The organism is Kitasatospora sp. NPDC056651 (genome assembly GCF_042792155.1).
Classification (GTDB): Bacteria; Actinomycetota; Actinomycetes; order Streptomycetales; family Streptomycetaceae; genus Kitasatospora.
In genome coordinates, this window is sequence record NZ_JBHTWX010000014.1 from 51,289 (window position 1) to 71,607 (window position 20,319).

21 protein-coding genes and 1 pseudogene are annotated in these 20,319 nt (G+C 72.3%); 10 read left to right on the top strand and 12 right to left on the bottom strand.

The genetic code is table 11. The annotated features are described in order from the left end of the window. Positions 1–99 precede the first annotated feature (99 nt). A complete protein-coding gene (locus tag ACFRAR_RS08550; RefSeq protein WP_380696224.1) occupies positions 100–471 on the top strand; it encodes a GntR family transcriptional regulator in 372 nt (123 codons plus the stop codon). Between the two features lie 11 nt (positions 472–482). Here ACFRAR_RS08550 and ACFRAR_RS08555 read toward each other — a convergent pair whose 3' ends face one another. The 4 genes from ACFRAR_RS08555 to coxB all read right to left on the bottom strand — a co-directional run bounded on the left by ACFRAR_RS08555 (position 483) and on the right by coxB (position 4,962). Further along, positions 483–1,745 carry an Ig-like domain-containing protein gene (locus ACFRAR_RS08555; protein WP_380696226.1) on the bottom strand — a complete coding sequence of 421 codons (1,263 nt, stop codon included), beginning with the start codon at positions 1,743–1,745 and terminating at the stop codon, positions 483–485. Between the two features lie 174 nt (positions 1,746–1,919). Further along, positions 1,920–2,336, bottom strand: a complete 417-nt coding sequence (locus ACFRAR_RS08560) for a cytochrome c oxidase subunit 4 (protein ID WP_380696228.1) — start codon at positions 2,334–2,336, stop codon at positions 1,920–1,922. Then, complete coding sequence (ctaD, locus tag ACFRAR_RS08565) at positions 2,336–4,111, bottom strand: cytochrome c oxidase subunit I (protein WP_380696230.1); 1,776 nt, start codon at positions 4,109–4,111, stop codon at positions 2,336–2,338. Before ctaD ends, ACFRAR_RS08560 begins: the two co-directional genes overlap by 1 nt. Beyond that, entirely contained in the window at positions 4,108–4,962 is an 855-nt protein-coding gene (gene coxB, locus ACFRAR_RS08570) for a cytochrome c oxidase subunit II (protein WP_380696232.1), read from the bottom strand. Before coxB ends, ctaD begins: the two co-directional genes overlap by 4 nt. A gap of 368 nt (positions 4,963–5,330) precedes the next feature. On the opposite strand from coxB, the gene ACFRAR_RS08575 reads away from it, so the two are divergent. Then, positions 5,331–6,743: a cysteine desulfurase/sulfurtransferase TusA family protein gene (locus ACFRAR_RS08575; protein ID WP_380696234.1), complete on the top strand. Its 1,413-nt coding sequence runs from the start codon at positions 5,331–5,333 to the stop codon at positions 6,741–6,743. A 15-nt stretch (positions 6,744–6,758) separates the two neighbouring features. Here the strand turns inward: ACFRAR_RS08575 and ACFRAR_RS08580 are convergent, their stop codons facing one another. Continuing rightward, positions 6,759–7,736 (bottom strand): carbohydrate kinase family protein, encoded by a 978-nt coding sequence (locus ACFRAR_RS08580; RefSeq protein ID WP_380696236.1) that lies wholly within the window; start codon positions 7,734–7,736, stop codon positions 6,759–6,761. Positions 7,737–8,011: 275 nt separating this feature from the next. On the opposite strand from ACFRAR_RS08580, the gene ACFRAR_RS08585 reads away from it, so the two are divergent. Both ACFRAR_RS08585 and ACFRAR_RS08590 read left to right on the top strand, forming a co-directional pair. Beyond that, positions 8,012–8,218, top strand: coding sequence for a hypothetical protein (locus tag ACFRAR_RS08585; RefSeq protein ID WP_380696238.1), 207 nt, complete (start codon positions 8,012–8,014; stop codon positions 8,216–8,218). 119 nt (positions 8,219–8,337) lie between these two features. Continuing rightward, positions 8,338–9,012 (top strand): hypothetical protein, encoded by a 675-nt coding sequence (locus tag ACFRAR_RS08590; protein ID WP_380696240.1) that lies wholly within the window; start codon positions 8,338–8,340, stop codon positions 9,010–9,012. Positions 9,013–9,074: 62 nt separating this feature from the next. Here the strand turns inward: ACFRAR_RS08590 and erpA are convergent, their stop codons facing one another. Next, positions 9,075–9,428, bottom strand: coding sequence for an iron-sulfur cluster insertion protein ErpA (gene erpA / locus ACFRAR_RS08595; protein WP_380696242.1), 354 nt, complete (start codon positions 9,426–9,428; stop codon positions 9,075–9,077). A 245-nt stretch (positions 9,429–9,673) separates the two neighbouring features. On the opposite strand from erpA, the gene ACFRAR_RS08600 reads away from it, so the two are divergent. Beyond that, positions 9,674–10,537, top strand: coding sequence for a GNAT family N-acetyltransferase (locus ACFRAR_RS08600; protein WP_380696244.1), 864 nt, complete (start codon positions 9,674–9,676; stop codon positions 10,535–10,537). Positions 10,538–10,610: 73 nt separating this feature from the next. Here the strand turns inward: ACFRAR_RS08600 and ACFRAR_RS08605 are convergent, their stop codons facing one another. The 3 genes from ACFRAR_RS08605 to ACFRAR_RS08615 all read right to left on the bottom strand — a co-directional run bounded on the left by ACFRAR_RS08605 (position 10,611) and on the right by ACFRAR_RS08615 (position 13,692). Continuing rightward, on the bottom strand, positions 10,611–11,978 hold the full coding sequence (locus tag ACFRAR_RS08605) for a pyridoxal phosphate-dependent decarboxylase family protein (RefSeq protein WP_380696246.1): 1,368 nt from the start codon (positions 11,976–11,978) through the stop codon (positions 10,611–10,613). Between the two features lie 185 nt (positions 11,979–12,163). After that, positions 12,164–12,628: an Lrp/AsnC family transcriptional regulator gene (locus ACFRAR_RS08610; RefSeq protein WP_380696248.1), complete on the bottom strand. Its 465-nt coding sequence runs from the start codon at positions 12,626–12,628 to the stop codon at positions 12,164–12,166. 143 nt (positions 12,629–12,771) lie between these two features. Continuing rightward, positions 12,772–13,692, bottom strand: coding sequence for an NADP-dependent oxidoreductase (locus ACFRAR_RS08615; RefSeq protein WP_380696250.1), 921 nt, complete (start codon positions 13,690–13,692; stop codon positions 12,772–12,774). 220 nt (positions 13,693–13,912) lie between these two features. On the opposite strand from ACFRAR_RS08615, the gene nadA reads away from it, so the two are divergent. Next, positions 13,913–15,097, top strand: a complete 1,185-nt coding sequence (gene nadA, locus ACFRAR_RS08620; RefSeq protein WP_380696252.1) for a quinolinate synthase NadA — start codon at positions 13,913–13,915, stop codon at positions 15,095–15,097. 81 nt (positions 15,098–15,178) lie between these two features. Here nadA and ACFRAR_RS08625 read toward each other — a convergent pair whose 3' ends face one another. Then, positions 15,179–15,472, bottom strand: coding sequence for a hypothetical protein (locus ACFRAR_RS08625; protein ID WP_380696254.1), 294 nt, complete (start codon positions 15,470–15,472; stop codon positions 15,179–15,181). Positions 15,473–15,510: 38 nt separating this feature from the next. Next, positions 15,511–16,317, bottom strand: coding sequence for a PspA/IM30 family protein (locus tag ACFRAR_RS08630; RefSeq protein ID WP_380696256.1), 807 nt, complete (start codon positions 16,315–16,317; stop codon positions 15,511–15,513). Between the two features lie 301 nt (positions 16,318–16,618). Between ACFRAR_RS08630 and ACFRAR_RS08635 the strand changes: the two genes are divergently transcribed. Together ACFRAR_RS08635 and ACFRAR_RS08640 are read left to right on the top strand one after the other, a co-directional pair. Continuing rightward, complete coding sequence (locus ACFRAR_RS08635; protein ID WP_380696258.1) at positions 16,619–17,218, top strand: DUF3043 domain-containing protein; 600 nt, start codon at positions 16,619–16,621, stop codon at positions 17,216–17,218. A gap of 179 nt (positions 17,219–17,397) precedes the next feature. After that, on the top strand, positions 17,398–18,138 hold the full coding sequence (locus ACFRAR_RS08640) for a class I SAM-dependent methyltransferase (protein ID WP_380696310.1): 741 nt from the start codon (positions 17,398–17,400) through the stop codon (positions 18,136–18,138). A gap of 69 nt (positions 18,139–18,207) precedes the next feature. Here the strand turns inward: ACFRAR_RS08640 and ACFRAR_RS08645 are convergent, their stop codons facing one another. Then, positions 18,208–18,408: a hypothetical protein gene (locus ACFRAR_RS08645; RefSeq protein ID WP_380696260.1), complete on the bottom strand. Its 201-nt coding sequence runs from the start codon at positions 18,406–18,408 to the stop codon at positions 18,208–18,210. Between the two features lie 108 nt (positions 18,409–18,516). Between ACFRAR_RS08645 and cobU the strand changes: the two are divergent. Beyond that, positions 18,517–19,074 (top strand): annotated as a pseudogene (gene cobU / locus ACFRAR_RS08650) (bifunctional adenosylcobinamide kinase/adenosylcobinamide-phosphate guanylyltransferase); the annotation flags it as partial. A 31-nt stretch (positions 19,075–19,105) separates the two neighbouring features. Then, entirely contained in the window at positions 19,106–20,230 is a 1,125-nt protein-coding gene (locus tag ACFRAR_RS08655) for a nicotinate-nucleotide--dimethylbenzimidazole phosphoribosyltransferase (protein ID WP_380696262.1), read from the top strand. The last annotated feature ends 89 nt before the right edge of the window (positions 20,231–20,319 follow it).

Genomic DNA, 20,319 nt, shown 5'->3' on the forward strand with positions numbered 1-20,319 from the left:
GGCACCACCGCGTCACCCCGAGGGCCGCTGACCAGAGTTCATCTGGTCAGCGGCCCTCGGGCCTTTGTGTACCCGCCGCCCGCGCCACCAGGAGCCCCCGTGCAGCTCTCCGTCGACCCCGCCTCCGCCACTCCCCCGTACGAGCAGATCCGCGCCCAGATCGCCGAGCGGGCCCGCTCCGGCGAGCTGCCGACCGGGCTGAAGCTGCCCACCGTCCGGGCCCTGGCCGAGGAGCTGGGGCTGGCCGCCGGCACCGTCGCCCGGGCCTACCGCGAGCTGGAGGCGGACGGCGTGGTGGAGACCCACGGACGGCGAGGCACGCTGATCGCCGCCACCGGGGACGCCGCCCACCGGCTGGCCGCCGAGGCCGCCGCCGAGTACGCGGCCCGGGCGAGCCGGCTGGGCCTCTCCGCCGCGGAGGCCCTGGCCGCCGTGGACACCGCCCTGCGACTGGCCTACCAGGAGCGTTAGGGGCCGGCCCGTCAGAGCTCGGGGCGGATCATCCCCGAGGCCGGGGACTGGGAGGCCGGCGCGGTGGTGCTGACGGGCTGTCCGGAGGCACTGTGCTTGAGCCAGTCCGTCCAGCCGACGTTCCAGTCCCCGAAGCCGTTGCCGAAGGGCTCCATCGCGCCGCCGCGGCTGTTCACCACCGTCACCAGGTCCCCCACCCGGGTGTGCTGGTAGAACCACTGCGCGTTCTCGGTGCTCATGCCGGTACAGCCGTGGCTGACGTTCTCCAGGCCCTGCGAGCCGACCGACCAGGGCGCCGCGTGGACGTACTCGCCGCTCCAGGTCACCCGGGTGGCCCACTGCACGTCCAGGTCGTAGGCCTCCGAGCTGCCCGCCGCTATGCCGATGGTCTCCCCGTTCATCCGGACCGACCGCTCCTGCCCGAGCACCACCTTGACGCCGTTGCGGGTGTCGAAGCCGGGCTTGCCGGTGGTGACCGGGATGGTCCGCAGCACCTCGCCGCCGCGCTTGAGGGTGAGCACGTGGGCGGACGCGTCGACCACCGACTCCACCCGCTCGCCGATCCGCAGCTTCAGCGAGCTCCGGTCGCCGCCGTAGAGGCCGTCGGCGATCCGGCTGCCGGTGCCGTCGAAGGCCAGCGAGACGGTCGTACCGGCCGGCCAGTAGTCCTCGGGGCGGAAGTGCAGGTTCTTGTCGTCCACCCAGTACCAGGCGCCGTTGACGGCGGGCTGGGAGCTGACCGTCAGGGCCCGCTCGACCTCCTGGCGGGCCTGCGGGTCCTTGACGTCCTCGGAGAGCTGCACGGTGAGCGGCTGGCCCACCCCGTAGACGCCACTGCCGGAGGAGTCCGGGCCGAGCTTGGCGGTGAGCTGGCGCTGGGCCTCGACGGTGCTGAACTTCGCGGTGGTGTCGCCGCGGCCGCCCTTGCCGTCGTCGGCGGAGATCCGGACGGAGTACGCGGTGGAGGCCTTCAGCCGGCCGGTGGTCTGCCAGCTGCGCTGGTCCTCGGCGAGCTTCCCGGCGACCACCCGGCCGTCCGGTCCGACCACGGTGACGTCGGTGAGCCGACTGCCCTGGACGGCGGTCACGGTGACCGGCTGGGAGGGGTCGGCCTTGCCCTCCGCCGAGAGGTGGACCAGCGGGGCCGCGTCGATCCGGTGCGGTCCCCCGGTGGTGCGGTCGCCCTCCCCCGAGGTGCAGCCGGCCAGCGGGGCCAGTACTGCGAGGGCCAGCGAGATGCCGCCGAGAGCTGCGATTCCGCGTCTGTCGGGCATGACCGCCTCCGAAGGTTTCGCACGATTGATCAGATCGTAGGAACCCGCCCGGGCGAAGCGACATCCGAGGGACCCCCGGTTCACCCACCGGAGTGAGGCCGTCACCCCGGGGGACGCAGCAGGGCCGGTCCCCCCGTGCGGGAGGACCGGCCCTGGTGCCGGAAGCGGAGAACCCTACTGGTTCTGGTTCTCGCCCCGGTAGAACTCGAAGACCCATCCGAAGATGCCGATCAGGATGATCGGAGCGGCCCAGAACATCAGCCACCAGCCGAAGATCACGCCCATGAAGGCGAGCGCGCCGCCGAGCGCGAGCGCGAGCGGCTGCCAGCTGTGCGGGGCGAAGAAGCCCAGCTCGCCGGAGTCGTCCGCGACCTCGGCCTCGGGGTTGTCACCCGCGCCGCTGTCCACCCGGCGGGCGGTGAAGGCGAGGTAGTACCCGATGAAGGCGCAGAGGCCGAAGGCCAGGAACAGCGCCGTGGTGCCGGCCGCCTCGATGCCCTTGTCCGAGTGGTTGGTCCACAGGCCGTAGGTCACGGCCATGGCCAGCACGAAGACGGACAGGCCCAGGAAGATCTTTCCCTGTTCCTTCATCAGGCGTCGCCCTCCTTCTTGCCCTTGCCCAGCTGCGGAGCGTCGTACTTCGCCGGGGTCACACCGGCGAGGTGCTTGGCCGGCTCACCGTGGTTCTCCAGGTAGTCCAGCGCGGCGATCTCCGGGTGGTGGAGGTCGAAGGCCGGGGATTCGGAGCGGATCCGCGGGAGGGTGAGGAAGTTGTGCCGCGGCGGCGGGCAGGAGGTCGCCCACTCCAGCGAGCGGCCGAAGCCCCACGGGTCGTCCACGGTGACCTTCTCGCCGTACTTGGCCGTCTTCCACACGTTGTAGAGGAACGGCAGCATCGACAGGCCGAGCACGAAGGAGCCGATGGTCGAGACGGTGTTCAGGGTGGTGAAGCCGTCCGAGGCCAGGTAGTCGGCGTAGCGGCGGGGCATGCCCTCCGCGCCGAGCCAGTGCTGCACCAGGAAGGTGGTGTGGAAGCCGAAGAACAGCGTCCAGAAGGTGATCTTGCCGAGGCGCTCGTCCAGCATCTTGCCGGTCATCTTCGGCCACCAGAAGTGGAAGCCGGCGAACATCGCGAACACGACGGTGCCGAAGACCACGTAGTGGAAGTGGGCGACGACGAAGTACGAGTCCGAGACGTGGAAGTCGATCGGCGGGGAGGCCAGCAGGACACCGGTCAGACCACCGAAGAGGAAGGTGACCAGGAAGCCGACCGTCCAGAGCATCGGGGTCTCGAAGCTCAGCGAGCCCTTCCACATGGTGCCGACCCAGTTGAAGAACTTCACACCGGTCGGGACCGCGATCAGGAAGGTCATGAACGAGAAGAACGGCAGCAGTACCTGTCCGGTGACGTACATGTGGTGCGCCCACACCGTCACCGACAGACCGGCGATCGCGATGGTGGCCGCGATCAGACCGGAGTAACCGAACATCGGCTTGCGGCTGAAGACCGGGATGATCTCGCTGATGATGCCGAAGAACGGCAGCGCGATGATGTACACCTCGGGGTGGCCGAAGAACCAGAACAGGTGCTGCCAGAGCATCGCCCCGCCGTTGGCCGGGTCGAAGACATGGGCACCGAACTTGCGGTCCGCCTCCAGGGCGAACAGCGCGGCGGCCAGCACCGGGAAGGCCAGCAGGATCAGCACGGCGGTCAGCAGGGTGTTCCAGACGAAGATCGACATCCGGAACATCGTCATGCCGGGCGCGCGCATGCAGATGATGGTGGTGATGAAGTTGACCGCACCGAGGATCGTGCCGAAGCCGGAGAAGGCCAGGCCCATGATCCACATGTCGCCGCCGATGCCGGGCGAGTGCACCGCGTCGGACAGCGGGGAGTAGGCGAACCAGCCGAAGTCGGCGGCACCGTTCGGGGTGACGAAGCCCGCCACCGCGATGATCGAGCCGAAGAGGTACAGCCAGTACGCGAACATGTTCAGACGCGGGAACGCCACGTCCGGGGCGCCGATCTGCAGCGGCATGATCCAGTTCGCGAAACCGGAGAACAGCGGCGTCGCGAACATCAGCAGCATGATCGTGCCGTGCATCGTGAACGCCTGGTTGAACTGCTCGTTCGACAGGATCTGGGTCCCGGGACGAGCCAGCTCGGCGCGCATGACCAGGGCGAGGATGCCACCGATCAGGAAGAAGGCGAACGACGTGCCCAGGTACAGGGTGCCGATCGTCTTGTGGTCAGTGGTGGTCAACCACTTGATGATGGTCGAACCCGGCTTCCGGGTCCGCTGCGCCCCGACCGTGACGGCACCGGCGCCCCCGCCGGCCGCGGCGGGCTCGTTGAGGATTGTCACTTCTCTTCACTTCCCATGCCGATGAGGCCGGAGGGCACCGCGCCGTTCTGGCCCTTGGCACGAAGCTCGGCCAGGTGCTTGTCGTAGTCGGCGCGGTCGACGACCTTGACGTTGAACAGCATGCGCGAGTGGTCGACGCCGCAGAGCTCGGCGCACTTGCCCATGTACTCGCCCTTGACGGTCGGGGTGACCTCGAACTTGTTCACCACGCCCGGCACGACGTCCATCTTCATCATGAAGTTGACGGGCCAGAAGTCGTGGATGACGTCACGCGAGGTGAGACGGAACTGCACCGTCTCGTCGACCGGCAGCCAGAGCGTCGGAGCGTCCTTGGGCGTACCGACCTCGTACGCGGCATCCTTGTTGGCCGGGTCGGGGTGCTCGGTGTTCTCGTAGTTGAACGCCCAGCTCCACTGGAAGCCCACCACGTTGACGTAGTGCTGCGGCTTCTCGGAGGTGGCGATCAGCTTGGACTCGTCGCGGGCGACGAAGTAGAAGAGCACCGAGACGATGATGATGGGGACCGCGGTGTAGAGCGCCTCGATGGGCACGTTGTACCGGGTCTGCGGGGGAACCTCCACACCGGTGCGCTTGCGCCGGTGGAAGATCACGCTCCAGATGATCAGACCCCACATCAGTACGCCGACCACCAGCGCCGCGATCCAGGAGCCCTGCCACATCTGGAGGACCATGGGCCCTTCCTTCGTGACGGGGCTCGGGAGGCCAAGCCTGGGGAGGTCGTTGGCCGAGCAGCCGGTGGCGGTCGCGATGACGAGGCCCAGTGCCAGCGCCTGAGGCAGCTTCCGCCGCATCGTGCGCCGCGGCGAGCGGTCGGAGCCGTTGGGACTCACGTAGCGCCTTCCCGAAGTCTCGCCCGCCTTCGCGTCGCCCCGGGGAGGAGTGTGAGCCTCCCCGGCGACCCGTCCACGGGCACGGTTTGAATGCTTATGCGGGCCAAACCCTACTCCAGCCTTATGCGCTCCTGACGGGCAGCCCCCGGTAACGCGCCGCCTGCTAGCCCGATCAGGCCCGGCGGTGGCTGCGCCGCAGGTCATCGTAGGCATTCGAGGTCCGTACGCCCGATCGGGGGATGACCTCGGAGGACGTCCATGACGGCCCGTCGGACGTGGATGAAGCGGACATTCGGGATGATCCACTGACGGCGGGTGAGCCGCACGGCCGGACCGGGCCGCGGGCGGGTGTGTCGTTAAATGTGACCGTGTACTTCGACGCGGCCTCGACGGCCCCCCTGCACCCCGTCGCGCGGCAGGCCCTGACCGCCGCCCTGGACGAGGGCTGGGCCGATCCGGCCCGGCTGTACCGCTCCGGCCGGCAGGCCCGGATGCTGCTGGACGCCGCCCGCGAGACGGTGGCCGCGGTGCTCGGCGCCCGGCCGGACGAGATCGCCTTCACCGCCAGCGGCACCCAGGCCGTCCAGCTGGGCCTGCTGGGCGCCCTGGCCGGGAACCGGCGGCGCGGCGGCCACTTCGTCCACTCCGCCGTGGAGCACTCCAGCGTGCTGCACGTCGCCGAACGCCGGGAGGCCGACGGGGGCGAGGTCTCGGTGGCGCCGGTGGACCGGACCGGCCGGGTCGACCCGGCGGCCTTCGGCGCGCTGCTGCGCCCGGACACCGCGCTGGCCGCGCTGCAGAGCGCCAACCACGAGGTGGGGACGGTGCAGCCGGTCGGCGAGGTCGCCGCGCTGTGCGCCGAGGCCGGCGTCCCGCTGCTGGTGGACGCGGCGCAGAGCGCCGGGCGGGTGGACGTCCCGGCGGGCTGGTCGCTGCTGACCGCGAGCGCCCATAAGTGGGGCGGCCCGCCCGGGGTCGGGGTGCTCGCGGTGCGCAAGGGGGTCCGGTACGCCTCGCCGCTGCCGGCCGACGAGCGCGAGGGCGGCCGGGTGCCCGGCTACGTCAACGTCCCGGCGATCGTGGCCGCGGCCGCCTCGCTGCGCGCCGTCCGGGCCGAGGCCGATCGGGAGAACGCCCGGCTGCACGCGCTGGTGGAACGGATCCGCGCCCGGGTGCCGCGGCTGGTGCCCGAGGTCGAGGTGGTCGGCGACCCGGTGCGGCGACTGCCCCACATCGTCACCTTCTCCTGTCTGTACGTGGACGGGGAGGTGCTGCTGACCGAGCTGGACCGGGCGGGCTTCGCGGTCTCCTCCGGCTCCTCCTGCACCTCGTCCACGCTGACGCCCAGCCACGTGCTGGCGGCGATGGGGGTGCTCACCGAGGGGAACGTCCGGGTCTCGCTGCCGTACGGGACGGCCGAGGCGGACGTGGAGCGTTTCCTGGCGGTGCTTCCGGAGCTGGTGGCCGGCGTCCGGGCGCCGCTCGGGCTGGACCTGCCGGCGCCGCGGCCGGAGCCGGAGTCGGAGCCGGCGGCCGAGGAATCGCCGCTGGTGATCGACGCCCTCGGCAAGCGCTGCCCGCTGCCGGTGATCGAGCTGGCCAAGCGGATCGGCGAGGTGCCGCTCGGCGGCACGGTCGCCGTGCTGGCCGACGACGAGGCGGCACGGCTGGACATCCCGGCCTGGTGCGGGATGCGCGGGCAGGAGTACGCGGGCGAGGCCCCGGCCGCCGAGTACGGCGGCGACCGGGGCTCGGCCTACCTCGTGCTGCGCCGCTCCTGAGGAGCGGGGCCGAACCTACTTGACCAGGTGGGCGCCGACCTCGGCGGCCGCCTCGGCGCCGTAGGCCTCCTCGAAGCGCGCCAGGAAGGCGGCCGGGCGCAGCTCGTACTCCTGGGTGCCGACGGTCTCGATCACCAGGGTGGCGAGCATGCAGCCGAGCTGGGCGGAGCGCTCCAGCTCCAGGTCCCAGGACAGGCCGGTCAGGAAGCCCGCCCGGAAGGCGTCGCCGACACCGGTCGGGTCGACCTTGGCCTCCTCCTTGGCGCAGCCGACCAGGATCGGGGCCTCGCCCTTGCGGTCGATCCGGACGCCCTTGCTGCCCAGGGTGGTGATCCGGGTGCCGACGCGGGCGAGCAGCTCGTCGCCGTCCCAGCCGGTCTTGCTCTCGATCAGCGCGGCCTCGTACTCGTTGGTGAACAGGTACGCGGCGCCGTCGACGATCTCGCGGATGTCGTCGCCCTCCAGGCGGGCCAGCTGCTGGGAGGGGTCGGCGGCGAAGGAGTAGCCGCGGGTGCGGCACTCCTGGGTGTGGCGGATCATGCCCTGCGGGTCGTCGGCGCCGATCAGGACGAGGTCCAGGCCGCCGACGCGGTCGGCGATCGGCTTCAGCTCGATGTTGCGGGCCTCGGCCATGGCGCCGGTGTAGAACGAGGCGATCTGGTTGTGGTCCTCGTCCGTGGTGCACATGAAGCGCGCGGTGTGGCGGGTCTCGGAGATGTGGACGGAGTCGCAGTCCACGTTGTTGCGCTCCAGCCAGCTGCGGTACTCGGCGAAGTCCGCGCCGGCGGCGCCGACCAGGACCGGGCGCAGGCCGAGCACACCCATGCCGAAGGCGATGTTCGGCGCGACGCCGCCGCGGCGGATGTCCAGGGCGTCGACCAGGAAGGACAGCGACACGGTGTGCAGCTGTTCGGCGACGAGCTGGTCGGCGAACCGGCCGGGGAACGTCATCAGGTGGTCGGTGGCGATCGAGCCGGCGACGGCGATACGCACGGGAGGTCTCCTCAGGGTGGCTGCGGGGCCAACGGTCGAGCGGGGGTGAACCCACCCACGGTACCGGGCCCCGGCGGGCGCCCAGGCAAGAGTGCCGCAAGTTGCCGCCCGCACGGCCATGGTGACACCCCCCGGCATCGAATGTGTACTACCTCCCGGTAGCACTGGTGGGCGGCCCGGACCGCTGCCTAGGGTCGGCCTCAGGAGGCCGCCGCGCGTGGCCTCGACACCGACCGTGGCAGCGTGGCCACGGCTCTGGATCGGAGCGATGCCCGATGATGACCGACCACTCCCCCGTGCCCGTCCTGCGGGCGGACGACGGCGAGTCCCTCGACGCCCTGGTGGACTCCTCCCGGCGGCTGCGCCGGTTCTGGCCGCAGGTCGCGGCCGGCCCGGAGCCCGCCCTCCCCGCCCCGGCCGGCTTCCGGGTCCCCTCCGGGGCGCGGCGGGTGGTCGCCGGGATGGCCGAGTACGGGTTCTGACACCGGAACGGATCGGTACGGAACCGGATCGGTACGGAACCGAATCCGTCCGGGGCACGTCACATCCGCGCGGCGCGGCCGAGCGGGCGGCACCGCTGAACCCTCGGGAGGATGTGCAGATGGATCTGGAGACGATGCCCCGGCGCGGTCGACGGGTGGTGGCCCTGGCGGCCCTGGCACTGGCGGCGGTGGTGACGGTGGCCGGCTGCGACGGGGGCACGAAGCCCTCCTCGGACGCGGCGGCGAGCGGCACGCCCGCCGCCTCCGCCTCGGCGAGCACCTCCCCGCAGGCCTCCGCGGACGCTTCCCCGGGCACCACGCAGCCGACCCATGCGCAGCCGAGCCAGGTGCAGCCGTCCGACGCCACGCCCACCCCGGCCTCGCCCGCGCCCGGGCAGCCGGCCCCGTCCACTCCCCCGGGCAACGGGATCGCGGTGGGCGAGCCGGACCCGAACGGGTCGGCCGCGCCGGCCCGTCCGCCGGTCGCCTACCGGGTCGACGGCACCACCAAGCTGACCGTCTACTTCTTCGGCGGGGTCTGCACCACCTACGCGCTGAAGGCGGACGAGTCGCAGCCGGGCCGGGTCGAGGTGCTGGTGGTGCCGGGCCCGCCCACGGTCGAGCCGGGGCAGAAGTGCAACGCGCTGGCCAAGCGGCAGTCGGTCTCGACCGACCTGCGCTCGCCGCTGGCCGGGCGGACCGTGGTCGACCGGACGAGCGGCCAGGAGCTGCCGTTGCAGGGCGACCCGCACATGGGGCCGGACCCGGTCACCCCGGACGGCGCCGCCCAGTAGGGCCCGGGGAAACGGAAAGGCGGCCTCGGGGTGATCCCCGGGGCCGCCTTTCCGCAGCGGGCTTAGCTGAACGAGTCGCCGCAGGCGCAGGAGCCGGTGGCGTTCGGGTTGTCGATGGTGAAGCCCTGCTTCTCGATGGTGTCGACGAAGTCGACGGAGGCGCCACCCAGGTACGGGGCGCTCATCCGGTCGGTGACGACCTTGACACCGTTGAAGTCCTTGATCACGTCGCCGTCGAGCGAGCGCTCGTCGAAGAACAGCTGGTAACGCAGGCCGGAGCAGCCACCGGGCTGGACGGCGACGCGCAGCGCCAGGTCCTCGCGGCCTTCCTGCTCCAGCAGGGCCTTGACCTTGGCCGCGGCGGCATCGGTAAGGAGGATGCCACTCTCGACGGTGGTCTCGTCCTGGACGGTCATCTGCTTTCTCCCGGTCTTTGACGACGGTTTGCCGCCAGTGCCAACCAACAGCCGTCCGGTTTCATTTCCCTGGCGGTGGTGGATTTCTGCGGCTTCTCGCGGCTGGTTGTCCATGGGCCGGGCGTTCCACCCGGGTCCCCTACGCTCCCCATGCTCGCACACCCCGGCGGGCCCGGTCACCGCCCGAGGCGTGGATCCGGGTGAACCGGCCCCACGGCGGCCCACCGGCCGCCAGGATGGTCCTCATGATCCTTCGCCCGGTCAGGGACACCGCCGCGGACGCCGAGGTCGTCCAGGAGCTCTCCGCCGCCGCGTTCGGCGAGGTCGCCCCGGCGGACCCGGCCCCGCCGGGGCGGACGCCGCTGCGGCTGGCCCGGACCAGGCACCTGGCGCGCACCGATCCCGGCGGCTGCTGGCTGGCCTCGATCGACGGCGAGCCGGTCGGGGCGGTGCTGTCGATCCGCCGGGAGGGCCTGTGGGCGCCCTCGCTGCTCGCGGTCCGGCCGTCCGCGCAGGGCAAGGGCGTCGGGCGGCTGCTGCTGGAACGGGCGGCGGCACACTCCCGGGGCTGTCTGCGCGGCATGGTCTGCGCCTCGGGCTCCCCGGCGGCGGCCCGCCGCTACCGGCTGGCCGGGTTCACGCTGCACCCGGCGATGCGGCTGGCCGGGCGGGTGGACCGGAGCGGGCTGCTCGATCCGGGGGACATCCCGGTGCACCGGGGCAGCAGCACCCATCTGCACCTGCTGGACTCGGTGGACCGGCGGCTGCGCGGGTCCGCGCACGGGCCGGACCACGAGCTGATGCTGGGCCACTTCGAGGAGCTGCTGATCGCCGACGCGCTGGCCGGCAGCGGCTACTGCTACCGGGACGGCGGCGTGGTGCGGCTGCTCGCGGCCACCAGCAGGCGGATCGCCGTCCGGCTGCTGCGGGAGGCGCTGGCCCGGGTGCCGGACGGCGTCGAGGCGCGGGTCGAGTACCTGACCGCGGAGCAGGAGTGGGCGCTGGACGTCGGGCTGGAGGTCGGGCTGACGCCGCGGGCCGGTGGTTTCGTCGGGGTGCGCGGGATGCGGCCGCCGACGCCGTACCTGCCGAGCGGGGCGTTCCTGTGAACACGCGTGGGGCGTGAGCGGGCGTACGGCCCCCGCCGGAACGCGCCGGTGGGGGCCGTGACGAGGAGCGGGCTCAGACCATGGTGTCCAGGATCTCCTCGACCATCTCCATGGTGGTGCCCGGGTGCAGGAAGGCGAAGCGGGCGACCGTCTCGCCGTCCCAGCCGGTGGGGGTGACGAAGCCGATCTGGTCCGCGAGCAGCTGCTGCGACCAGCGGTAGTAGTCGTCGTTGGTCCAGCCCTTGCGCTTGAAGCAGACCGCCGAGAGCTGCGGGTCGAACAGCAGCTCCAGGTGCTCGGACTCGCGGATCAGCTCGGCGGTCTTCCGGGCCAGGGTGAGGCCGGCCTCGATGGCGTCGGTGTAGGCCTGGACGCCGTGCACGGCCAGCGAGAACCAGAGCGGCAGGCCGCGGGCGCGCCGGGTCAGGTGGTAGGCGTAGTCGGTGGGGTTCCACTCGTCGCCCTCGGTGTGCAGGACGTCCAGGTAGGAGGCGTCCTGGGTGTGCACGGCGCGGGCGAGCTGCGGGTTGCGGTAGAGCAGCGCGGCGCAGTCGAAGGGGGCGAACAGCCACTTGTGGGGGTCGACCACGAAGGAGTCGGCGTGCTCGATGCCGTCGTAGCGCTCGCGCACCGACGGGGCGAACAGGCCCGCGCCGCCGTAGGCGCCGTCCACGTGGAACCACAGGTCGCGCTCGCGGGCGACCTCGGCCAGGCCCTTGAGGTCGTCGACGATGCCCTCGTTGGTGGTGCCGGCGGTGCCGACGACGGCGATGACCGTCTCCGGGTTCGGGTCCGCGGCGAGGGCGGCGCGCAGGGCCTCGCCGGTGAAGCGACGGTTCACGGCCGGGACCTTGAAGGCCTCGACTCCGATGATGTTGAAGGTGTTCTTGACCGAGGAGTGCACCTGGTCGGCGACGGCGATCCGCAGCCGGGCCTCCGGGCCGACGCCCAGGCGGCGGCGGGCGGTGTCGCGGGCGACGACCAGGGCGGAGAGGTTGCCCGCCGAGCCGCCGGAGACGAAGGTGCCGCCGGCCGACTGGGGCATGCCCGCGCGGTCGGCGATCAGGCGCAGCACCTGGTTCTCGGCGGCGATCGCGCCGGCCGCCTCCAGCCAGGAGATGCCCTGGAGGGAGGCGCAGGAGACGACCATGTCGAAGAGCAGCGCGGCCTTGGTCGGGGCGCACGGGATGAAGGACAGGTAGCGCGGGCTGTCGGCGGAGATGACCGCGCGGGACAGCTCGTGGTCGTAGAGCTTGAGCACGTCGGCCGGGTTGTTGCCGTCCTGGTTCAGCAGGCCGGCCAGCCGGGCGCGCAGGTGCTCGCCGTCGCCGGGGTGGTCGAGCGGGACGGGGTCGTACTGCAGCCGGTCCCGCATGTAGTCGAAGACCAGGTCGACCAGGTCGTTGTCGGGCCGGTGCATGCGGTCGGGTGCTGCGGACACGGCTGTCCCTCTCGGCGTGTGGTGTCGGGGGGCGTCCGGTCTGCGGGACGCTTCACCGCGACGACCGGACGTGATCAGCGTAGGCAGCACGAGTGGCTCACCGCGCGTCGGAACGCGGCTGGTCAGGCAGGTTTCGAGCGTCTTCGAACCGCTCCGCGCAGGATTCCTGCGCGGAGCGGGAGGGCTCACCCGATGAGCTGGGAGAGGACCACCGAGGAGCGGCTGCGCTGGACGCCGGGTTCGCGCCGGATGCGCTCGATGACGCCTTCCAGGTGGCGCATGTCGGCGGCCCGCAGGTGCACCAGGGCGTCCGGGTCGCCGGTGACCGTCCAGGCGGCGACCACCTCGGGGAACTGCCGCAGGCTGGCCAGGATCTCCTCGGGGGCGGTGCGCTCGCGGCAGTAGACCTCGACGAAGGCCTCGGTCTGCCAGCCCAGCACGGACGGGTCGAGCACCACGGTGAAGCCCCGCACCACGCCGCGTGCCCGCAGCCGGTCGATGCGCCGGCGCACGGCGGTGGCGGAGAGGTTCACCTGGAGGCCGATCTCGGCGTACGAGGCGCGGCCGTCGATGCCGAGCCGGGCGAGCAGGAGCCGGTCGGTCTCGTCCAGGTCGGCCCCGGCCACCTCGTGCGCTCGGCTACTGCTCATGGGTGAGGGGCTCCACGGATCGTACGGAGGTCGGCGGGGCGCTCCGGCGGCGGGCGACGGGCGGCCACCGCCGAAACGGTTTGTCACCATTCTGGCGGATGACCTCGGCGGCTTCACCGCTGCCGAGGAGGGCTGGACAGGCCCTAGACCAGCAGCACGATCTTCCCCCGGGTGCGGCCCTCGGCACTGAGCGCCTGGGCGGAGGCCGCCTGGGCCAGCGGGAAGGTGGAGGCGACGGTGACGGTGAGCCGGCCGTCGTCGGCGAGCGCGGCCAGTTCGGCGAGGTCCGCGGCGTCCGGGCGGACCCAGACGTACCGGCCGCCGATCGCCTTGACCCCGAAGTCGGTGACCGAGGCGATCCGGCCCGGGTCGGCCACCAGTTCGGCCGAGACCTGGACGGCGCCCCGGCCGACCAGGTCCAGGGCCGCGTCCACCCCGTCGGGGGCGAGCGCGCGGACCCGGTCGGCCAGGCCCTCGCCGTACACCACCGGCTCGGCGCCGAGGCCGCGCAGGAAGTCGTGGTTGCGCTCGGCCGCGGTGCCGATCACCCGGGCGCCGACGGCCCGGGCCAGCTGCACCGCCAGGTGGCCGACCCCGCCCGCGGCGGCGTGCACCAGGACGGTGTCCCCCTCGGCGACGCGCAGCGCCCGCAGCCCCTGCAGGGCGGTGAGCCCGGCCAGCGGCAGGCCGCCGGCCTGTGCCCAGTCCAGCGCGGCCGGTTTGCGGGCCAGGGTGCGGACCGGGGCGGAGACCAGTTCGGCGTAGGTGCCGTGCTCGACGGCGTCCTTGCGGACGTACCCGTACACCTCGTCGCCCGGGGCGAACTCGGTGACCCCGCCGCCGACGGCGCGCACCACCCCGGCCAGGTCCCAGCCCATGACCAGGGGGAAGTGCGCGTCGAGGATGCCGTCCAGGGCGCCGTCCCGGACCTTCCAGTCGACCGGGCTCACTCCGGCCGCCCGGACCTCCACCAGAACGGAGTCGGGCCCGACCTTGGGGTCCGGCAGGTCGGTGTACTCGACCACCTCGGGGCCACCGTAGCGGTTGATCGCAATTGCCTTCATGGCTCAGCCATACCCCGGGGCTTCGAAATATCGATTCGACAACGCTCGACACCCTCGAATTGGCTATCCGGGCCCGCTGAGGGAGCCTTTCCGGCGAGCGGTTCTCGTCACATCGACAGGATGGCCATCGTCACGCCGACACCAACCGGTTATCATAGATAGCGTCAGTTAGACGAAAAGGCCCCACCGCTAGCTCGGCCGCACAGAAGGGCACCCGCCCGTGACCACCACCATCACCGAGACCCACGGCGTCGACCCCACCCCGACACCGCTCGCTCTGCTGCTGCTCGGCCGCGAGGCCGACCCGAACAGCGAGCGCGGTGTCGAATGCCCCGGTGACCTCCCCCCGGCCTCCGACCCGAACCTCGTCGAGCGCGCCCGGGCGGCCAAGGCCGCGCTCGGCGACCGCGTCTTCATCCTCGGCCACCACTACCAGCGCGACGAGGTGATCGAGTTCGCCGACGTCACCGGTGACTCCTTCAAGCTCGCGCGTGACGCGGCGGCCCGCCCGGAGGCCGAGTACATCGTCTTCTGCGGCGTGCACTTCATGGCCGAGTCCGCGGACATCCTCACCGGCGACCGTCAGCAGGTCGTCCTGCCGGACCTCGCGGCCGGCTGCTCGATGGCCGACATGGCCACCGCCGAGCAGGTCGCCGAGTGCTGGGACGCGCTGACCGACGCCGGCATAGCCGACGTGACCGTCCCGGTCTCGTACATGAACTCCTCCGCCGACATCAAGGCCTTCACCGGCAAGCACGGCGGCCTGATCTGCACCTCCTCCAACGCCAAGCGCGCCCTGGAGTGGGCCTTCGAGCAGGGCCAGAAGGTGCTCTTCCTGCCCGACCAGCACCTCGGCCGCAACACCGCGGTGCGGGACATGGGCTTCTCGCTGGACGACTGCGTGGTCTACAACCCGCACCGGCCCAACGGCGGCCTGACCGCCGAGCAGCTGCGCGACGCGAAGATGATCCTCTGGCGCGGCCACTGCTCGGTGCACGGCCGGTTCAGCCTGGACTCGGTGAACGACGTCCGCGAGCGGATCCCCGGCGTCACCGTCCTGGTCCACCCCGAGTGCAAGCACGAGGTCGTCGCGGCCGCCGACATGGTGGGCTCGACCGAGTACATCATCAAGGCGCTGGACGCCGCCGAGCCCGGCTCCAAGTGGGCCATCGGCACCGAGCTGAACCTGGTCCGCCGCCTGGCCAAGGCGCACCCGGACAAGGAGATCGTCTTCCTGGACCGCGCGGTCTGCTTCTGCTCGACCATGAACCGGATCGACCTGCCGCACCTGGTCTGGGCGCTGGAGTCGCTGGTCGAGGGCCGGGTGCCGAACGTGATCACCGTCGACCCGGAGACCGAGAAGCACGCCAAGGCCGCGCTGGACCGGATGCTGGCCCTGCCGTAACCCCCCGGTCGGCGACGACGAATGGGCGGGCCCCCTCCCACCGAGGGGGCCCGCCCATTCGTCTGGCAGCAGTCGCAGGTGCTACTCGGGGAAACCCGGGATCACGCCTTCGCCGTCGGCCATCAACAGCTCGCGGACCTCGTCGATCGTCGCGTCGGCACTCGGCAGGATCAACTCCGACGGCTCCAGCGAATCCAGCGGCACCGGGGTGCCGTACTGCTTCACCGCGTCGATGAGCTTGCCGTAGGCCTGACGGAAGAGCGTCTCGTCGCCCGACTCCACTGCGGTGACGAGCTCGGCGTCGAGCTCGTTGAGCAGGTTCAGGTGGTCCTCGCCCACCTCGAACTGCCCCTCACCCATGACCCTCATGATCATGCCGCGCGTCTCCCTGGTTTCGTGGGGTCGAACTCAGATCACTTGTTGTAGTTGATGCGCGGGGTGTCCTGCGGCTGCTGCTGGGGCTGCTGCTGCGGCTGGCCCTGCTCGATCGCGGCGGGACCGGACGAGGAAGGACCGGACAGCTCGGCCTTCATCCGGGCCAGCTCCAGCTCGACGTCGGACCCGCCGGCGACACGCTCCAGCTCGGCCTCGATGTCGTCCTTGCGGCCGAGACCGCTCGCGTCGTCGAGCGCGCCGGAGGCGAGCAGCTCGTCGATGGCACCGGCCCGGGCCTGCATCTGGGCGGTCTTGTCCTCGGCACGCTGGATCGCCAGGCCGACGTCGCCCATCTCCTCCGAGATCCCGGAGAAGGACTCGGCGATGCGGGTCTGCGCCTGCGCGGCCGTGTACGTCGCCTTGATGGTCTCCTTCTTGGTGCGGAAGGCGTCCACCTTGGCCTGGAGCCGCTGGGAGGCGAGCGTGAGCTTCTCCTCCTCGGCCTGGAGCTGCTGGTACTGCGTCTCCAGGTCGGTGATCTGCGACTGCATGTTGGCCTTGCGGGTCAGCGCCTCGCGTGCCAGGTCCTCGCGGCCGAGCGACAGCGCCTTGCGGCCCTGGTCCTCGTACTTGGCCGACTGCTGCTGGAGCTGGGTCAACTGGAGTTCGAGCCGCTTGCGCGAGGTCGCGACGTCCGCGACACCACGCCGTACCTTCTGCAGCAGTTCCAGCTGCTTCTGGTAGGAGTAGTCAAGCGTCTCACGCGGATCCTCCGCCCGATCCAAGGCCTTGTTCGCCTTGGAGCGGAAGATCAGCCCCATACGCTTCATGATTCCGTCGCTCATGGGCCTCGGGTGCCCCCTTCTCCGGCCTGCGGTCTCTATCTCGTTACCAGACACGACGAGTGTATGTGCAGCGAGCCCGTCGCCGCAGTGCACCTGCCTGCAACAAGACTGCTACAGCGACCAGTGGCGTTTCCTCCTCCCCCGGGTGGATCCGCCCCTCATACCCCCCATCGTCCATCCGACTGATCCCCTACGGGAAGGCCCGGGGAAACCCGATTCGGACGGCGACCACGCGGTACCGATATGTGTTCGGGTCCGAGGGCGCCCCCGGAAGCGCCGCCGCACCCCGTAGGCTGGTGGTGTGTTCCGACGCCGTTCAGATGATGCCGCCGCCTCCGCCACCGTGCTGGAGAAGCAGGACGAGACGCCCCAGGCCCGCGACCCGCAGGCCAAGAAGGGCCGCCCCACCCCCAAGCGCAGTGAGGCCGAGGCCAACCGGCGCACCCGGGTGACAGTCCCCAAGGACCGCAAGGAGGCCGCCCGCCAGGGGCGCGAGCGGATGCGCGTCGAGCGCGAGAAGCAGCGCCAGGCGCTGGTGAACGGCGACGAGCGCCACCTGCCGGCCCGTGACAAGGGCCCGGTGCGCAAGTTCGCCCGCGACTACGTGGACGCCCGCTGGTCGCTCGCCGAGTTCTTCCTGCCGGCCGCCGTGGTCATCCTGGTGCTGAGCATCGTCAAGGTGCAGGCCATCCAGCTGCTCTCCACGCTGCTGTTCCTGCTGTTCTTCGTGTTCGTGGTCCTCGACTTCGTCCGCCTCGGCCTCGGCCTGCGCAAGCAGCTGGCCGAGCGCTTCGCCGGGCAGAACACCCGCGGCGCCGTCGCCTACGGCATCATGCGCACCCTCCAGATGCGCCGGCTGCGCCTGCCCAAGCCGCAGGTGCGGCGCGGGGAGAAGCCCTGACCGCCGAACCGGTCGACTCCGGCTGGGCCCCGCCCTCCTGGGAGGGGCCCGGCCTCTACGCACTTCCCGGGCAGGGCGGCTCGTTCCCCGGGCAGGGGGCCGGCGGCCACGACCGGCTGGCCCAGGAACGCCGGCTGCCCTCGCGCAGCGGTTCCTACGCCGGCGGCACCGCCGCCTGGCTGGACCGGTTCGGCGGACTGCGCGACTTCGTCCGCCAGGAGCTCGTCGCCCGCCAGCTCGCCGAGCAGCTGGCCGGCCGCAGCGCGCAGCGCGTCCTCGACATCGGCTGCGGCCAGGGCACCCAGGCACTGCGGCTGGCCCGGGCCGGCCACTACGTCACCGGGCTCGACTCGGACCCGGCCGCCCTCGGCGCCGCCCAGGAGGCGCTCGCCGAGGAGCCGCCGGAGGTCCGCGGCCGGATGCAGCTGCTCAGCGGCGACGGCCACCAGTGCGGGCGCTGGTTCGGCCCGCGCAGCTTCGACGTGGTGATCTGCCACGGCGTGCTGATGTACCTGCCCGACCCCGATCCGATGATCGCCTCGCTGGCCCGGCTGCTGGCGCCCGGCGGGCTGCTCTCGCTGCTGGTCCGCAACCGCGACGCGCTCGCCCTGCGGCCCGCGGCCGCCGGGGACTGGCGGGCCGCCCTGCACGCCTTCGAGACCGACCGGTACTACAACCGGCTGGGACTGGCCGCACGGGCCGACCGGCTCGCCGACCTCACCGTCACCCTCTCCGAGGTGTCGGTGCCGCTGCGGCACTGGTACGGCGTGCGGGTCTTCACCGACAACGCCCCGGCCGACGCGGCCCCGCCGGTGGACGGGCGCCAGCTGGCCCAGCTCCTGGAGGCCGAGGACCGGGCCGGCCGCACCGACCCGTACCGGCAGGTCGCCGCGCTGCTGCACGTGATCGGGGTCAAGTAGCCCGGGCCCGCACGCGGGGGGAAGAAGCCGGGGTGGAACGGCCGCGCCGGCCGCTCCACCCCGTCGGGACTACGCCTCGCTCAGGCTCATCGCGTAGACGACCCGCTCGTCCTCCAGCAGCACCGCGGTCTCCACGCCGTCCTCCGCGAGCTGCTTCCAGGTCTCCCCGATCCAGGTCTCGGCGTCCCCCTGGCCGGCGAACTCCTCCTGACCGCCGCCGGGCGTCACCGCGCTGCCGTCCGCCTTCTCGTACCGCCACGTCCAGACCATGCCGGCTCCTCCCACTGACCACGCTGCCTGTGTTGCTGCGCACCATAGCCTGCCCGGCCGGATCTTCCGTATGCCTGGTCCGGCAGGATGGACGGCATGGCGACCCCACCCCCGCTCCCCCGCACGCTGCTGCTCGGCGGCGCCCGCTCCGGCAAGTCCACCCGCGCCGAACAGCTGCTGGCCGACCGCCCGGACGTCCTGTACGTGGCCACCGGCGGCACCCGGGACGGCGACGCCGAGTGGGCCCAGCGGGTCGCGCTGCACCGGGAGCGCCGGCCGGCGAGCTGGCGCACCGCCGAGACCTGCGACCTGGAGGCCGTGCTGGCCGATCCGGCCGATCCGGCGCCGGTGCTGGTCGACTGCCTCGCCCTGTGGCTGACGGCCGTGATGGACGAGTGCGGCGCCTGGGACGACGAGGTCTGGGCGAACGGCGGCGAGGCCGCGGTGCGGCGCCGCTGCGAGGCCCTGGCGCGGGCCTGGGCGGCCACCGGGCGCACCGCCGTCGCGGTCAGCAACGAGGTCGGCATGGGCGTCGTGCCGGCCACCGCCGCCGGTCGCCGCTTCCGCGACACCCTGGGCCGGCTCAACATGGCCGTGGCGGACGCCTCGGAGCGGGTCCTGCTGGTGGTGGCGGGCCAGGTGCTGACCGTCAAGCCAGCCGTTTGACGAACACGTTCGGCGTGTAGCCTTCCGGACGATGGACACGACCGTGGATCTCGATACGTTCTCCTCGCTCGTCGAGCGCCCCGACGAGAGCGCCCGGCGGGGCGCCGAGGAACGCTGGCAGGCGGCCGACCGCCCGCGCGGCGGACTCGGCAAGCTGGAGGAGCTGGGCAGCTGGCTCGCCTCGGTGCAGGGGCGCTCCCCGGTGCTGCCGATCTCCGCCCCCAAGGTGCTGCTGTTCGCCGCCGACCACGGCGTGGCGGCGCTCGGGGTCTCCCGGATGCCCGCCAAGGGCGGCACCGCGGACCGGGTGCGGGCCGTGCTCGACGGCAGCGCCCCGGTGTCCCGGCTGGCCGCGCGCTACGGCGCCCAGGTCCGGGTCGTCGACGTCGCGGTGGACGCCGACCCGCTCGACTTCCCGGACGAGGTGGTCGCCCACCGGATCCGGCGCGGTTCCGGGCGGATCGACGTCGAGGACGCGCTCACCCCGCAGGAGACCGTCCGGGCGTTCCGGGCCGGCATGGCCGTCGCCGACGAGGAGGCCGACGCCGGCACCGACCTGGTGCTGCTCGGCGACCTCGGGGTCGGCGCCACCACGGTGGCCGGCGTGCTGGTCGGCGCGCTGTGCGGGACGGACGCGGCGGCGGTGACCGGGCGCGGCTCCGGGATCGACGACCGGGTGTGGATGGTCAAGTGCGCCACCATCCGGGACTCGCTGCGGCGGGCCCGGCCGGTGCTCGGCGACCAGCTGGCGCTGCTCGGCGCCACCGGCGGGGCCGACTTCGCGGCGATCACCGGCTTCCTGCTCCAGGCTGCCGTCCGACGGCTGCCGGTGGTGCTGGACGGCGTGGTCTCGGCGGCCTGCGCGCTGGTCGCGCAGCGGATCGCCTTCCGCGCGCCGGAGTGGTGGCGGGCCGGGCAGTCCAGCGGCGAGCCCGCCCAGGCGAAGGCGTACGACCGACTGACCCTGACGCCGGTGCAGGAACAGGGCATCACCATGGGCGAGGGCGTCGGCGCGCTGCTGGCGCTGCCGCTGCTCCAGGCCGCGGGGGACGTGCTCGCGGACGAGGCGCCGAAGCCGTTCGTGCCGGCGGCGCCCGGGGTGCCCAGGGAGCAGCCGCGGCTGCCCTCGGCGGCGGACCTGCTGCGGAAGCTGTAGGACCGGGCGGCTCCCGCGGTGCCACCGCACCCGGTTCCGCCACGCCCCGGCGAACACCTGGCTGTCCGACTGTCCGAAGAACGCCCCTT

Bases quoted from the DNA above. Each gene is read 5' to 3' on its own strand.
- ACFRAR_RS08585 (WP_380696238.1), top strand. From the start codon at position 8,012: ATGATGACCGACCACTCCCCCGTGCCCGTCCTGCGGGCGGACGACGGC.
- ACFRAR_RS08615 (WP_380696250.1), bottom strand. From the start codon at position 13,692: ATGAAGGCAATTGCGATCAACCGCTACGGTGGCCCCGAGGTGGTCGAG.
- ACFRAR_RS08590 (WP_380696240.1), top strand. From the start codon at position 8,338: ATGGATCTGGAGACGATGCCCCGGCGCGGTCGACGGGTGGTGGCCCTG.
- erpA (WP_380696242.1), bottom strand. From the start codon at position 9,428: ATGACCGTCCAGGACGAGACCACCGTCGAGAGTGGCATCCTCCTTACC.
- ACFRAR_RS08600 (WP_380696244.1), top strand. From the start codon at position 9,674: ATGATCCTTCGCCCGGTCAGGGACACCGCCGCGGACGCCGAGGTCGTC.
- ACFRAR_RS08610 (WP_380696248.1), bottom strand. From the start codon at position 12,628: ATGAGCAGTAGCCGAGCGCACGAGGTGGCCGGGGCCGACCTGGACGAG.
- ACFRAR_RS08655 (WP_380696262.1), top strand. From the start codon at position 19,106: ATGGACACGACCGTGGATCTCGATACGTTCTCCTCGCTCGTCGAGCGC.
- ACFRAR_RS08645 (WP_380696260.1), bottom strand. From the start codon at position 18,408: ATGGTCTGGACGTGGCGGTACGAGAAGGCGGACGGCAGCGCGGTGACG.
- ACFRAR_RS08555 (WP_380696226.1), bottom strand. From the start codon at position 1,745: ATGCCCGACAGACGCGGAATCGCAGCTCTCGGCGGCATCTCGCTGGCC.
- ACFRAR_RS08625 (WP_380696254.1), bottom strand. From the start codon at position 15,472: ATGATCATGAGGGTCATGGGTGAGGGGCAGTTCGAGGTGGGCGAGGAC.
- ACFRAR_RS08560 (WP_380696228.1), bottom strand. From the start codon at position 2,336: ATGAAGGAACAGGGAAAGATCTTCCTGGGCCTGTCCGTCTTCGTGCTG.
- ACFRAR_RS08630 (WP_380696256.1), bottom strand. From the start codon at position 16,317: ATGAGCGACGGAATCATGAAGCGTATGGGGCTGATCTTCCGCTCCAAG.